The 13267-nt window shown below is 66.1% G+C and carries 13 protein-coding genes and 1 pseudogene; 8 read left to right on the forward strand and 6 right to left on the reverse strand.

Annotated features, from left to right (window positions below; all coding sequences use genetic code 11):
* The 4 genes and pseudogenes from AC1DZY_RS16770 to AC1DZY_RS16785 form a co-directional block, all read right to left on the reverse strand.
* Window positions 1–483 (reverse strand): TspO/MBR family protein, encoded by a 483-nt coding sequence (locus AC1DZY_RS16770; RefSeq protein WP_476821271.1) that lies wholly within the window; start codon window positions 481–483, stop codon window positions 1–3.
* Window positions 484–488: 5 nt separating this feature from the next.
* A pseudogene (ybaL, locus tag AC1DZY_RS16775) lies at window positions 489–2212 on the reverse strand (YbaL family putative K(+) efflux transporter).
* 157 nt (window positions 2213–2369) lie between these two features.
* The gene (locus AC1DZY_RS16780; RefSeq protein ID WP_476821272.1) at window positions 2370–2690 is read right to left on the reverse strand and encodes a polyhydroxyalkanoic acid system family protein; all 321 of its coding nucleotides are present in this window, start codon (window positions 2688–2690) and stop codon (window positions 2370–2372) included.
* Between the two features lie 137 nt (window positions 2691–2827).
* Window positions 2828–3040 (reverse strand): hypothetical protein, encoded by a 213-nt coding sequence (locus AC1DZY_RS16785; protein ID WP_476821273.1) that lies wholly within the window; start codon window positions 3038–3040, stop codon window positions 2828–2830.
* 218 nt (window positions 3041–3258) lie between these two features.
* On the opposite strand from AC1DZY_RS16785, the gene AC1DZY_RS16790 reads away from it, so the two are divergent.
* Entirely contained in the window at window positions 3259–3867 is a 609-nt protein-coding gene (locus AC1DZY_RS16790; protein WP_476821274.1) for a hypothetical protein, read from the forward strand.
* A 106-nt stretch (window positions 3868–3973) separates the two neighbouring features.
* On the opposite strand, the gene AC1DZY_RS16795 is transcribed toward AC1DZY_RS16790, so the two are convergent.
* A complete protein-coding gene (locus tag AC1DZY_RS16795; RefSeq protein WP_476821275.1) occupies window positions 3974–4264 on the reverse strand; it encodes a hypothetical protein in 291 nt (96 codons plus the stop codon).
* Window positions 4265–4404: 140 nt separating this feature from the next.
* Window positions 4405–4662, reverse strand: a complete 258-nt coding sequence (locus AC1DZY_RS16800) for a hypothetical protein (RefSeq protein WP_476821276.1) — start codon at window positions 4660–4662, stop codon at window positions 4405–4407.
* A gap of 312 nt (window positions 4663–4974) precedes the next feature.
* Between AC1DZY_RS16800 and AC1DZY_RS16805 the strand changes: the two genes are divergently transcribed.
* From AC1DZY_RS16805 to AC1DZY_RS16835, 7 genes are all read left to right on the forward strand, one after another.
* Entirely contained in the window at window positions 4975–5955 is a 981-nt protein-coding gene (locus AC1DZY_RS16805) for an NAD-dependent epimerase/dehydratase family protein (RefSeq protein WP_476821277.1), read from the forward strand.
* 36 nt (window positions 5956–5991) lie between these two features.
* On the forward strand, window positions 5992–7404 hold the full coding sequence (locus AC1DZY_RS16810; protein WP_476821278.1) for an FAD-dependent oxidoreductase: 1413 nt from the start codon (window positions 5992–5994) through the stop codon (window positions 7402–7404).
* Window positions 7405–7492: 88 nt separating this feature from the next.
* Window positions 7493–9106 (forward strand): ABC transporter substrate-binding protein, encoded by a 1614-nt coding sequence (locus tag AC1DZY_RS16815; RefSeq protein WP_476821279.1) that lies wholly within the window; start codon window positions 7493–7495, stop codon window positions 9104–9106.
* Between the two features lie 159 nt (window positions 9107–9265).
* Window positions 9266–10297, forward strand: coding sequence for an ABC transporter permease (locus tag AC1DZY_RS16820; RefSeq protein ID WP_476821280.1), 1032 nt, complete (start codon window positions 9266–9268; stop codon window positions 10295–10297).
* Window positions 10294–11142: an ABC transporter permease gene (locus AC1DZY_RS16825; protein WP_476821281.1), complete on the forward strand. Its 849-nt coding sequence runs from the start codon at window positions 10294–10296 to the stop codon at window positions 11140–11142. The genes AC1DZY_RS16820 and AC1DZY_RS16825 overlap by 4 nt, the downstream gene beginning before the upstream one ends.
* A 5-nt stretch (window positions 11143–11147) precedes the next feature.
* Window positions 11148–12827: a nickel ABC transporter ATP-binding protein NikE gene (gene nikE, locus AC1DZY_RS16830; protein ID WP_476821282.1), complete on the forward strand. Its 1680-nt coding sequence runs from the start codon at window positions 11148–11150 to the stop codon at window positions 12825–12827.
* Window positions 12828–12930: 103 nt separating this feature from the next.
* A complete protein-coding gene (locus AC1DZY_RS16835) occupies window positions 12931–13257 on the forward strand; it encodes a hypothetical protein (protein ID WP_476821283.1) in 327 nt (108 codons plus the stop codon).
* The last annotated feature ends 10 nt before the right edge of the window (window positions 13258–13267 follow it).

The raw sequence follows: 13267 nt of genomic DNA on the forward strand, positions 1-13267 counted from the left end.
TCAGGCCGTCCTCGCCGTCGGGTTCAGCCGCAGCATCGTCCAGTTCAGGAAAGAGGCGATGCTGACCCAGAGCAGATACGGCGCGAGCAACAGCGCTGCCGTCGTGTCGATCGGCTGGAACAGCGCGATCAGCGCCACGATCGAGAGCCAGAGCAGGCTGACATCGACCAGAGCAAGGTCCATCCGCTTCAGGCCGAAGAAAAAGAACGACCATGACGCGTTGAGCGCGAGTTGCACGCCATAGACGGCAAGCGGCAGTGCGGCTGCCGCGAACCCGGCCTTGCGCCAGACCAGCCAGCCCGAGACCGCGATCATCAGGTAAAGCACGCTCCAGACGATCGGGAAGGCCCAGTTCGGCGGCCGCCACCATGGTTTGGCGAGCCCCTCATACCAGTCGCCCGGCTTGAAGATCGCGCCGGAACTCGCAACGGCGATGCAGGCCGCGACAAACCCCAGCAGTCCCAGCCCGTCAGTCCAGCTCATCGCAGTCATACCACCGGTTGAGGGGAGGGTGCGGCGCGGTCGTCCCCGCCGCACAGCGCCAGCATGGCGCGCGCGATCTCGGCCTCGCCCATGATCGTCAGGTTTGCGCCGCATTTTGTCAGATGTGCGACAGCGGCATCGGAATGGGCGCGCGCAACGATCTGTAGGGCCGGATTGTCGTGGCGCGCCTGCTGGCAGACCTGGCCTGCCTCGAAACTCTCGGGGATGGCGACGAAGAGCCGGCGCGCGCGGCCAAGTCCCGCCGCCGCCAGCACGACCGGGTCGGCCGCATTGCCGGACAGGATTTCGGCGCCGCCGGCTCTTGCCGTGGCGATCGCCTCGGGCTGTTCCTCGATCACCAGAACCTTTTGCCCCTGCGCAAGCAGCCCCGCGCCCAGCAGCGCGCCGACGCGGCCGTAGCCGACGACGACCATATGATCCGACAGCGCGGTCGCGACGATGTCGCGCTCGGGTTCCAGCTCCGGTTCGGGCTGGGCCACGCTCGGCTTCGGTTTGACCGGGGCATCCGCAGCAAAGCGGTCGACGAGTGCAAACAGCACGGGATTGAGCAGGATCGAAAGGATCGCGCCGGCGAGAATGAGGTCGCGGCCCTGTTCGGGCAGGATCGCCAGCGAGACGCCGAGGCCAGCCAGGATGAAAGAGAACTCGCCGATCTGCGCCAGCGAGGCCGAGATCGTCAGCGCGGTGGCGTTGGAGCGGCCGAAGGCGCGCATGATCAGCCAGGCGGCAAGCGACTTGCCGAACAGGATGATCGCAAGCGTCGCCAGCAGCGGCAGCGGCGCGCGCAGCAGGATGCCGGGGTCGAACAGCATGCCGACGGAGACGAAGAACAGCACCGCGAAGGCATCGCGCAGCGGCAGCGATTCCTCGGCCGCGCGCTGGCTCAGCGGCGATTCGTTCAGGATCATGCCGGCAAAGAAGGCTCCCAGCGCAAAGGAGACGCCAAACAGGCTCGCGGCCATGAAGGCGACGCCGAGCGCGATGGCGAGCACGGCGAGCCGGAACAGCTCGCGCGAGCCGGTATGGGCGACCCAGTGCAGGATCCACGGAATGACGCGACGCCCGACGATCAGCATGAAGGCGATGAAAGCCGCGACCTTGGCCAGCGTCAGCCCGAGCACGCCCCAGAGCCCGAGGTCGAACTGGCCTGCCAGCGGCACGGCCACGCCCGGGCGCGCGCCGTTCAGCGCATCGGCGACAGCGGGGATCAGCACCAGCGCCAGCACCATGGCGAGGTCTTCGACGATCAGCCAGCCGACCGCGATCTTGCCCTTCTCGGTCTGGACGAGGCGGCGTTCCTGCAGCGCGCGCAGCAGCACCACCGTACTGGCGACCGACAGCGCCAGGCCGAAGATCAGGCCCGCGATCCAGGTCCAGCCGAGCAAGAGGCCAAGCCCCAGCCCCAGAAGCGTCGCCGCGCCGATCTGTACGAGCGCGCCGGGAACGGCGATGGCCCGGACCGAGAGCAGGTCCTTCAGCGAAAAATGCAGGCCGACGCCGAACATCAGCAGGATGACGCCGATCTCGGCCAGTTCGTTGGCCAACCCCTGGTCAGCGACGAAGCCCGGCGTGAACGGCCCGACCGCGACGCCGGCGACGAGATAACCGACCAGCGGCGAAATGCGCAGTTTTTGCGCCAGAGCGCCGAAGACGAAGGCGAGGCAAAGACCCGCAACGAAATGGCGATCAGCGGGCCGTGATGCATCAGGTCTCCAGGGATTTGGCGTCGGAAGGGGCGTATCGACCATGGTGCCTGAATAGCCGGATTTCAACCTGAAGCTGCCCGGTCGGAAGCATTGCGAGGGAATCCAGATTGCCTCGTCGTGGTCGTCTGCTCTTTCCGACCGCTTCGCCCAGACGGCAGTTCAGGCCTTCGGCTTTTCCAGGAGGATCTGGCCCTGCTTCTCGACACCCAGCCTGAGCTTTTCGGCAAAGGCTGCCAGAAGCCAGGGCAGCATCATCTCGACCCGGACCAGCGCCTCCTCGACCTCGATGCGCCCCCGAACCGTGTAGCCGAGCGCGGCGACGCCGAAATGCAGGGTGTCGCCCTGCCACTCTTCCTCGACCAACTCCATCCTGACTGAGCCCAGCCTGTTGCGGATGCGCTCGATCCCGTCGCGCAGGCGCCCGCAGGCGGCATCGCGGCCCAGGTCATGGGATATGGTGATGGTGACGGGCTTGGCCATGGCGTGCCTATCTGGCTCGTGCGGGTCGGTGGCGTGAAAACTGATGAAGCCGGATCGGCGCGTGTAGCGCCGATCCGGCTTCAATGGGAAAGGCGAAAGCCTTCTCCTGGATGTAAAGAGGTCGACGGCCCCTATCGTCAGACGGCGCGGTTGGTCAGCGCCTTCTGACCATGCGGCGTCACGCGCCAGCGCCCGTCGCGAGGTTCGGCCAGTCCGCGATCCTTCAGGACGACGAGCATGGCGTCGTCGAAGATGAAGTGGGTGGTTTCCTCGTCGAGGCTTTCGAGTGCGATCCACTCCGGATCCGACATCACGCCCGGGCAGGCGATCTGGAGGTGCTGTGTGTGCATCGAGCGTCTCCTTCTCGGTTCGTATGATTGCTCGGTTTGAACGCGGACTTGAGGATTCAACTGAACTTGCCTGTATGTCCCATCGAATCTTGGCCTTGTGATGGCCGCAGCCGAGAAGCGTTGCGCTTTTTTCGAGATTTTTCTGCTGTTTGCACCGGAACTCTCCGATCCCTGCCTCGTTCACTGCCCATCGACATGTTTGAAAATGGAGGTCCGCGATGGCGACCATGAGCAAGTTTCCGCCTGACGTTCCGAAGGATTGGGACGAGGCGGCCGACGAGATCGACAACGCCACCAGCAGCCTGCGCGCGAAGGCTGCTGGTGTCGCCGACAAGGCGACCGAAACGGTCAAGGACGGCTATTCCCGCGCGAAGGACGCGCTGACCGAGATGGATCCGGTCGAAACCGCCCGCGAGGGCGGCGAGGCAGTGATCCGCGCCGTCGAGCGCAATCCCGTCATCGCGTTCGGTCTCGGCGCGCTGAGTGTTGGCCTGATCGCCTGGGCCAGCCTTCGCGAGCAGAGCAGCTCACGCTTCGAGCGCTACCAGCCCGACTACGGCCGCCTTCGCAGCCTGTTCCAGGATTATGGCAGCGAGGCCGCCAAATCCGGTGAAAGCGCGCTGAAGAGCGGGCAGCAATGGCTGAATTCCTATGGCGGCGATGCGCGCGACTACGCCGAGCATGGCGGGCGCTACATCGCGCGTCGCGCCCAGAAGGAGCCGATTGCGGCTCTGCTTGGCGTCGGCATCGCAGTCTACGTCATCGGATCGCTCTTGAGTTCGTCGAGCGAGGCAGCGCCCGCTCGCAAACGGCCAGTCAAGCGCTGAGCCGGAGCCAATTCTCCAAGAGCTGAAACAAAAAACCCCGCAGCCGGTGGCTGCGGGGTGTTTTTTTGCGCTGGCGATCCGGACTGGCCGTCGCCGCCGTCGCCGATCAATACCAGCCGTAATAGCCGCGACGGCCGTAATACGGGCCGGAAGCGGCCGCGCCGATGGCGCCGCCGATCACGCCTGCCGCGACGCCTGCCGCGACAGCGTTGCTGGCTTCCGTGTTGGCGCGGCGGTTCTCGACATAGTTGGCCGAGCGGCACTGCTGATAGGCGCGCGTGCCCGGGCGGAAGCCCTGCGATTCGCAGGTGATTTCGGCGTCGACCAGCGATTCCTGACGAGTCTGGCAGCCGGCGAGCACGGCCGCCACGGCCCCGACAATGAGAATGGTGCGCATCTGTTTTCCCTTTTCAGCCTCCCAAAGGCCTGAGGGACTTAAATACAGCCGCGATTTCAGGTCAAGGACAACCGTTGCAACGAGGTTAAGCCCGGCAGCATCGTCATGCGAATACTCGGCTGCCGTTGCTATGCTGCTTGTCAGCCGAACTTGCGCGCGGGCTTCTCGGCGACCTTGCCGGAGCGCGTGATCGTGGCGATTTCCAGCGCCGCCTTGCCGGACTTCTCGGCAATGATCTGATCCTGCTCCATGATCACGTCGCGAGCGGGCTCGTCGCCGTCGAGGCCGCCGAGCATGGCGGTCGGCACGCGCCGGTTCGAGGTGCGCGAGCCATCGCTGTAGATCACGTCGAACATCACGAATTCGGCGTCGAGCGGTTTCGATTTCTTGCGGGCCATCGGGCAGTCCTTTCGAAAAATGGGCGAAGCCGGCATGATGCCGCGGCCTCTTGCGGCCCGCTGCGCGCCACGGAAGCGACGCGCGGGGCCTGTCGTGTCGGGGGACGCCTAGACCATGACTTGTGCAAGTGCAATGCGGCGCACCGGCGTCGCGGCAGCGGTGCGATCCCGTCGTGCAGGCGCATCCCCTGCCCAGATATATGGTGCGTGGCACATCGCCTGCCATACCTTGTCCGAAAATCCGACTCCCTTTGACTGGCGTCATGCTCTAGCTGTGGCTCATGGCCCGGCGAGGCTGCGGGAGGGGCGCGCTTGAATATCCTGATCTTCGGCGGGGCTGGCTTCGTCGGCCTCAACATCACACAGGCGATGCTGGCGGCCGGCCATGACGTCGTGGTTTTCGACCGGTCCGCTCTGCCGGAGCAGGCATTGCGCGCTTTCGCCGATCTGCCGGGGCGGGTCACCGGCATGGTAGCCGACATCACCGATGCAATGGCTGTCGCGGAGGCGGTGCGCGCGGGCGTCGACATTGTCGTGATGGGCGCAGCGATTACCGCCGGCTCGGCCCGCGATGCGAGCGACCCGCAGGCGATCCTGCGCGTGAACCTGCTGGCGCAGGTGCCGATTTTGCAGGCGGCGCAGGCGGCCGGCGTCCGCCGCGTGATCAATCTGAGTTCGGCTGCCGCCTATGGCGCGGCGGGCGAGCGCCATCCCGTCCTCGACGAGGAGATTCCGAGCGATCCGGTCGGTCTCTACGCGATCACCAAATGGGCGAGCGAGCGGGTCGGCGCGCGGCTCGGTGCGCTCTGGGGGCTCGATATCGTGTCGCTGCGCCTGAGCGGCGTTTTCGGGCCCTGGGAGCGGGCGACGGGCGTGCGCGACACCCTGAGCCCGCATTGCCAGATCCTCGCGGCGGCGGTCGCGGGCGCGCCCGCCCTGCTGCCCCGGCCGGGCCTGCGCGACTGGATCTACGCGCCCGATCTGGCGCAGGCCGTGCTGGCTGTCGCGACGGCGCCGACCCTGCGGCAACGGCTCTACAATGTCTCGACTGCCGAGCGGTCCTCGGCGCTGGATTGGGGGCGGACGCTGGCTGCATCCTTCCCCGGCTTCATCTGCCGGCTGACGGAGCCGGACGAGACCGCGACCATCGATCTGCATGGACCGGGCGATCGCGCTCCGCTCTCGGTGGCGCGTCTCGCCGACGAGATCGGGTGGCGGGCGACGACCGGCTATGCAGCCTCCGCCGACGGGCTCGCGGCGTGGTGGCGCGAGCATGGCCGGCTTGTCGCATGAGCCCTTTCCGGCATGATCGCTGCATGAGGCCGCGCCATGAAACATGACGGGTTGTCCGTTCTCGAAAGCCGGATCGCTGGCGATCTCGATCGCATCGCGCATCCGCGCGCTCCCTGGCTGGAGCCCCGGGCCGACGCCGACGGCAAGCCAGCCTTCGACGTGATCGTGGTCGGCGGCGGTCAGTCCGGCCTCGCGACCGCCTTTGGCCTGCTGCGCTCGCAGGTCACCAATATCCTCGTGCTGGACAAGGCGGCGGCCGGGCAGGAGGGGCCGTGGCGCTCCTATGCCCGCATGCACACCTTGCGCAGCCCGAAGGACTTCACCGGCCCCGATCTCGATGTGCCGAGCCTGACCTACCAATCCTGGCACGAGGCAAAATTCGGCGTCGAGAGCTGGCAGGAACTGGCGCTGATCCCGAAGGAATTATGGGCCGACTATCTCGGCTGGTTCCGCCATGTCGTCGGCGTGCCCATGCGCAACGAGGCCGAGGTCGTCGACATCGCCCCGGCCGCCGGCCTGCTTGCGGTGACGATCCGCGCCAACGGCTCGATCGAGACGCTGCATGCCCGCAAGATCGTGCTCGCCACCGGTCAGGAAAGCATGGGCGGCTGGACGCTGCCGCCCGTGCTCGCGGCGCTGCCGGCATCGCGTCGGGCTCATAGCGCCGAGCTGATCGACTTTGCCGCTTTCGCGGGCAAGCGCGTCGCGGTCATCGGCGCGGGCGCTTCGGCCTTCGACAATGCCGCGACCGCGCTGGAAGCCGGGGCGGCGCAGGTGCATCTGCTCTGCCGCCGTGCCGAAATCCAGGTGGTGCAGCCTTATCGCTGGCTGACATTCCGCGGCTTCCTGCGCCATTTTTGCGACCTCGACGATGCCTGGCGCTGGCGTTTCATGAGCGCGGTACTGGCTATGCGCGAGGGTTTTCCGCAGGCGACCTATGATCGCTGCGCGGGCCATTCCGGCTTTCGCCTGCATCAGGGCGCATCTGTTCTCAGTGCGATCGACGGCCCCGGCGGCGTCGAACTGGCGTCTCCCAAAGGGCCGGTCACGGTCGATTTCGTCATCGCCGCGACCGGCATCGAGATCGATCTCGCCATGCGCCCGGAACTCGCGCGGTTCGCCGGCAACATCGCCAGCTGGAGCGACCGCTACACACCGCCGGACGACGAGCGCGACGACCGGCTCGGCCGTTTCCCCTATCTCGGCGACGATTACGCCCTCACCGAGCGCGAGCCCGGCGCGACGCCCTGGATCGCCGACATCCACCTCTTCACCATCGCCTCCTCGATGAGCTTCGGGGCGTCAGGCTCCTCGATCAACGCAATGACGACAGCCGTTCCCAAGCTCGTCTCGGGTATCACGCGCGGGCTGTTTTGCGACGATGTCGAGCGATACTGGTCCGCGTTCAAGGCCTATGACGTGCCGCAGGCCGTGTTGCGGCCGACCTGATATTGTATGCAAGGTGTATGGCACCACGCTTGCATTCGGTTCCGTCCGGAACCAATCTGCCCGACCGGCGCGTCAAGAGGGAACGACCATGAAGCTCGCGAACAAGACCTGGCTGGCTGCGGCGCTGCTCGCCTCGACCGCGCTGGCCGTGCCGGCGAAGGCGCAGACCCGCGCCGAGACGTTGCGCCATGTCACGGGCGCGGCAATCAACACGCTCGACCCCAACATTCCCGGCTCGACCCGCGAGGCCTTCGGCCTGTCGCTCTTGACCTATGACCGCCTGCTCTCGTTCGGCAAGAAGCAGCTCGACGGCAAATGGGTCTTCGACCTCGACAGTTTCCGCGGCGAACTCGCCGAGAGCTACAAGGTCAGCCCCGATGGGCTGAAGATCACCTTCAATCTGCGCAAGGACGCGAAATTCCACGACGGAACACCGGTGACGGCGGAGGATGTGAAGTGGTCGCTCGACCGCGAGGTCTCGGCCAATGTTCTCGGCAAGGCGCAGTTGCTGACGGGATCGCTGACCTCGACGGACCAGTTCAAGGTGGTCGACCCCTACACCTTCGAAGTCACGCTCCCCAAGCCCGACAAGCTGGCGCTGGCCAATCTCGCGGTCGTCTACCCCATCATCATCAATTCCAAGCTCGCCAAATCGCATGCGACCGCCGAGGATCCCTGGGCGCTGGCCTGGCTGAAGGAGAACACCGCGGGCTCGGGCGCCTACATCATCGAGAGCTTCAAGCCCGGCGAGACGACGATCCTGCGCCGCAATCCCGACTGGAACCGCGGCTCGGCCGAGAAACCGGCGGCCTTCAAGCGCATCATCACGCAGACGGTGCCCGAAGCCGCGACGCGCGCCAATCTGGTCGAAAAGGGCGACGCCGACATCGTCATCGACCTGCAGGCGACCGACGCCGCCGATCTCGAGAAGAAGGGCAAGCTCAAGGTCATCTCGACGCCGCAGTACAACTCGATCACCTTCATCTCGTTCAACAACCAGATTCCGCCCTTCGACAAGCTCGAAGTGCGCAAGGCGATTGCGGCGGCGCTGCCCTATGAGGACATGTTCAAGGCGGCGCTGTTCGGGCGCGGCGCGCCGCTCTATGGCGCGACATGGGCCGACGGCAAGGCGCCGACGGGGGCGATCTTCCCGATCCCGCAGCCCCTGAAAACGGATCTCGCGGAGGCCAAGAAGCAGCTCGCGGCAGCGGGCCTGCCAGACGGTTTCTCGACCACTTTCTCCTTCAATGTCGGCCAGGCCGGCACGGCCGAGCCGATGGCGGCTCTTCTGAAGGAATCGCTCGCCAAGGTCGGCATCAAAGTCGACATCCAGAAGCTGCCGGACGCGCAGATGTCGACGCTGATCAACGAGAAGAAGGTGCCGTTCTTCACCGAGGGCATCGTCGCCTGGCTGCCCTCGATGGATTATTTCTACCGCAATTTCTACATCGGCCCGATCCGCTGGAACTATGCCTCGCTGGACGATGCCAAGATCACGGAATGGGCGCAGGCCGCGCGTTTCGAGCCCGATGCGGCAAAATACGCAGCCCTGGGCAAGGATCTGAACACGCGGCATTTCGAGCTGATGCCGCAGATCCCGCTCTGGCAGCCTTCGCAGGACGCGGTGATGGCGTCCAGCGTCGAGGGCTATGTCTACCAGTTCCACCGCCAGATCGATTTTCGCGATCTCAGCCGGAAGTGACGTTGTCGGCTGGCCCAACCTCTGCCGTCATTCCGGACAAGCCGCGCAGCGGCGCCGATCCGGAATCCATCGTAGAACTCTGCGCCCCACGATGGATTCCGGGTCTTCGCTTCGCTACGCCCGGAATGACGGTCGCGGTTGATCGACGGGTCGGCTGACATGTCCCAGCTCACGATCACAGCCAAACGCGCCGGCTGGCGCTTTGCGTCGTCGCTGCCGGCGCTGTTTGGCGTGCTCGTCTTCACCTTCCTGCTGATGCGGGTGCTGCCGGGTGATCCGGCGGTGTTCTTTGCGTCCGGCCCGACCGCCGGCAAGGAAGAGATCGAGGCGATCCGCAAGCAGATGGGGCTCGACAGGCCGGTGCCGGAACAACTCGTCCGCTATCTCGGCGATATCGGAACGGGCAATCTCGGCCGCTCGCTGACGACCGGCCAGCCTGTGCTGGCGGATCTGAAATCGCGCCTGCCGGCTTCGCTGGAGTTGACGTTCTCGGCGCTTCTGATCGCGCTTCTCACCGCCATTCCGCTCGGGGTCGCCGCAGCGCTGCGGCAGGGCTCCGGCATCGATCATCTCGTGCGCTTCATCTGCGCGCTCGGCGTCTGCGTACCGACCTTCGTCTCAGGGCTGCTGCTGATCTATGCCTTCTACTATCTGCTGGGGTTTGCGCCCGATCCGACGGGCCGCGTCGATATCTTCACCTCGCAGCCGCCGCTGGTAACCGGCTTCCTGCTGATCGACTTCGCGCTGGCCGGTGACTGGGAAGGCTGGCGCGCGGCTGCCGCCCAACTCGTGCTGCCGGCCTTCACCATGGCGCTGTTCGTGGTCGCGCCGCTTGCCCGCATCACGCGCGCTGCCATGCTGGCCTCGCTCGGCAGCGATTTCATCCGCACGGCGCGGTCGCTTGGCCTGTCGCCGCGCAAGGTCATCGTCTCCTATGCTCTCCGCAACGCGCTGCTGCCGGTTCTGACCATCGCCGGCATCGTGTTCTCGACCATGCTCGGCGCCAATGTGCTGGTCGAGAAGGTGTTCTCCTGGCCGGGCGTCGCATCCTACGCGCTCGATGCGCTGCTCGCCTCGGACTACGCACCGGTACAGGGCTTCGTGCTGCTGATGGCTTCGATCTTCGTGCTGGTGAATCTGACGGTCGATGTGCTCTACGGCATCGCCGATCCGCGGGTTTCGGTCGAATGAGCTCCGCCACACTCCGCCACACCGTCTGGATCCTGCGCGGCAACCCGGTCACGGCGGTCGCGGCGGCTGGCGCGCTCGTCCTTTGCATTCTCGCCATCATCGGGCCCTCGATCGTGCCTTATGACCCGATTGCGTCGGACGTGCCGAGCGCGCTGCAGCCGCCCAGCGCTAAACACTGGGCCGGCACCGACCAGCTCGGCCGCGACGTCTTCAGCCGGCTGATCGTGGCGGCCAGGCTCGATCTCGCGATCGCGGCCTCGGCAGTGACATTGTCCTTCGTCGTCGGCGCGGTGATCGGCTCGCTCTGCGGCTACAATGGCGGCAAGCTCGATCGCTATGTCGGGCGCTTCGTCGACGTGCTGATGGCGTTTCCGCTGTTCGTGCTCGCCATGGCGATGGTGGCGGCGCTCGGCAACCGCGTCGAGAACATCGTCATCGCCACCGCGATCATCAATTTGCCCTTCTACATCCGTTTCGCCCGCGCCGAGGTCAATGTGCGGCGCAATGCCGGCTGGGTCGAGGCGGCGCGGGCCTGCGGCGACAGCCATATCTCGGTGGTGCTACGCTTCCTCCTGCCCAATGTCCTGCCGGCGATGGCGGTGCAGGTCTCGCTCAATCTCGGTTGGGCGATCCTGAACGCGGCCGGCCTGTCCTTCATCGGGCTTGGCGTCACCGCGCCGACGCCGGAATGGGGCATCATGGTCGCCGAGGGTGCGCGCTTCATCTCGACCGGGAAATGGTGGCTCGTCGCCTGTCCGGGCCTTGCGCTGATGCTGACGGTGCTGTGCTTCAACCTGCTCGGCGACGGCCTGCGCGACATCCTCGATCCGCGCATGCGGACGTGAGCGCGATGGTTGCGCCTTCAGCCGGGTCGCTGCTCGCGATCGACGATCTGTATGTCTCGTTTTCGACGCGGCGAGGATTGGTCGAGGCGGTGCGCGGCGTGTCGCTGTCGGTTGCAGCCGGAGAGACGCTCGGCATCGTCGGCGAAAGCGGGTCCGGCAAATCGGTGACGGCGTTTGCAATCACGCGGCTGCTCGATGCCTCAGGCAAGATCACCAAGGGCGGCATTCGGTTCAAGGGCCAGGACATCACGCGGGCCTCGTCGAAACAGCTGCGCGGCCTACATGGCGCGGCGATCTCGATGATCTTCCAAAATCCGCGCGGGGCTCTGAACCCGATCCGCAGCGTCGGCCAGCAGATCGCCGACGCCATCATGGCCCATGAGCCGATCTCGGCGGCGGAAGGTCGCGCGAGGGCGCTCGACCTGCTTAAGGCGGTGCTGATCCGCGATCCCGAAAAGCGGCTCGACGCCTACCCGCACGAGCTTTCGGGCGGAATGTGCCAGCGTGTCATGATCGCGATGGCGATCGCCTGCGAGCCGGCGCTGCTGATCGCCGACGAGCCGACGACGGGGCTCGACGTCACCACGCAGAAAACGGTGATGGATCTCGTCGCCGAGATCACCGCGCAGCGCGGCATGGCGATGATCCTGATCACGCATGATCTCGGGCTCGCCTCGCGCTACTGCCAGCGTGTCGTCGTGATGGAGCAGGGCAAGGTCGTCGAGGAGGCGCGGCCCGATACGCTGTTCCGCGCACCCCGGCATCCCTATACGAAGCGCCTCGTCGCGGCGTCGCCGACCGCGACCTCGACGATCGCCGATCTCGCGCCGGCCGGTTTGGAGAGCGGCGCGATCGAAGCATCGCCGCGCCCCACGCCGGCCTCCGGCACGCCGTTCCTGCTCGAGGTGCAGAAGCTGGTGAAACGCTACGATGGCGGCGTCGTTGCGGTCGACGACGTCTCCTTCGCGATCAAGGCCGGCGAAAGCCTCGGCCTCGTCGGTGAATCAGGTTCCGGCAAGAGCACGATCTCGCGCATGGTCTGCCGGCTGATCGACCCGAGCGAAGGCGAGATCCTGTTCGATGGCCGCGCCATCGGCTCGCTTCCGGCGCGCGATTTCCACAAATCGGAATTCCGCAAGGAGATCCAGATCGTCTTCCAGGACCCGACCGACAGCCTGAATCCCCGCTTCAACGCCTTCGACTGCATCGCCCATCCCTTGCGCCGTCTGCTTGGCATGAAGGACGGCGCGGCGCTGAGCGGCCGTGTCAACGAATGCGCGGAGCGGGCCGGCCTGCCATCGAGCCTGCTGGAGCGCTTTCCCCACCAGCTCTCGGGTGGACAGAAGGCGCGCGTCGGCATTGCACGCGCCATCGCCTGCCGGCCGCGTCTGCTGATCCTCGACGAGCCGACGGCCGCTCTCGACGTCTCCGTGCAGGCGGTGATCCTGCAACTGCTCGACCGCCTCAGGCAGGAGGACGATCTGGCGCTGCTTTTCGTCAGTCACGATCTCAACGTCGTCAGGATGATGTGCGAGCGCACCGTCGTGCTGCAGAACGGCAGGATCGTCGAACAGGGCGAGAGCCGCCGCCTGTTCAGCGCGCCCGCGACTGCCTACGCGCGTGAGTTGCTCGATGCAGTGCTGCATCTGGGTGGTCCGACGGCCCGACTGAGCGCGCCTGTCTGAAGCGGTACAACCGGATAGCCATCGCGAGGGCGGCCTTGAAATTGCGGCAAAGCCGGGGATCATGCGGCATGGGCATGATCGCCCGATTGCGAGGACAGGCCTGATGCTGCGTTCTTTCTTCCTGCTGCCGATGCTGGGACTTTCGATGCTGGGACTGGGCGCCTGCGCTGGCGTATCGACTTCACGCGTCAACACCGTCGTCGTCACCGACAGCAAGGCGGTGGTGGCCAGTTGCACGAAGCTCGGCGATATCGACGGCGGCTCCACGCTGGGCAAGGCGATGCTGCGCGATACCGCGCGCGATTCGGCGCTGGCCCGGCTCAAGACGGGCGGCGCCCAGCTCGGCGGCACCCATGTCCAGTCCTCCGTCGCGGACATCAGGTGGCGCGGCCGCGATACCTCGGGCGTCGTCTACAAGTGCAGCACCTGACGACGTCGGC

This window comes from Allobosea sp. P2_A10, from assembly GCF_056405115.1.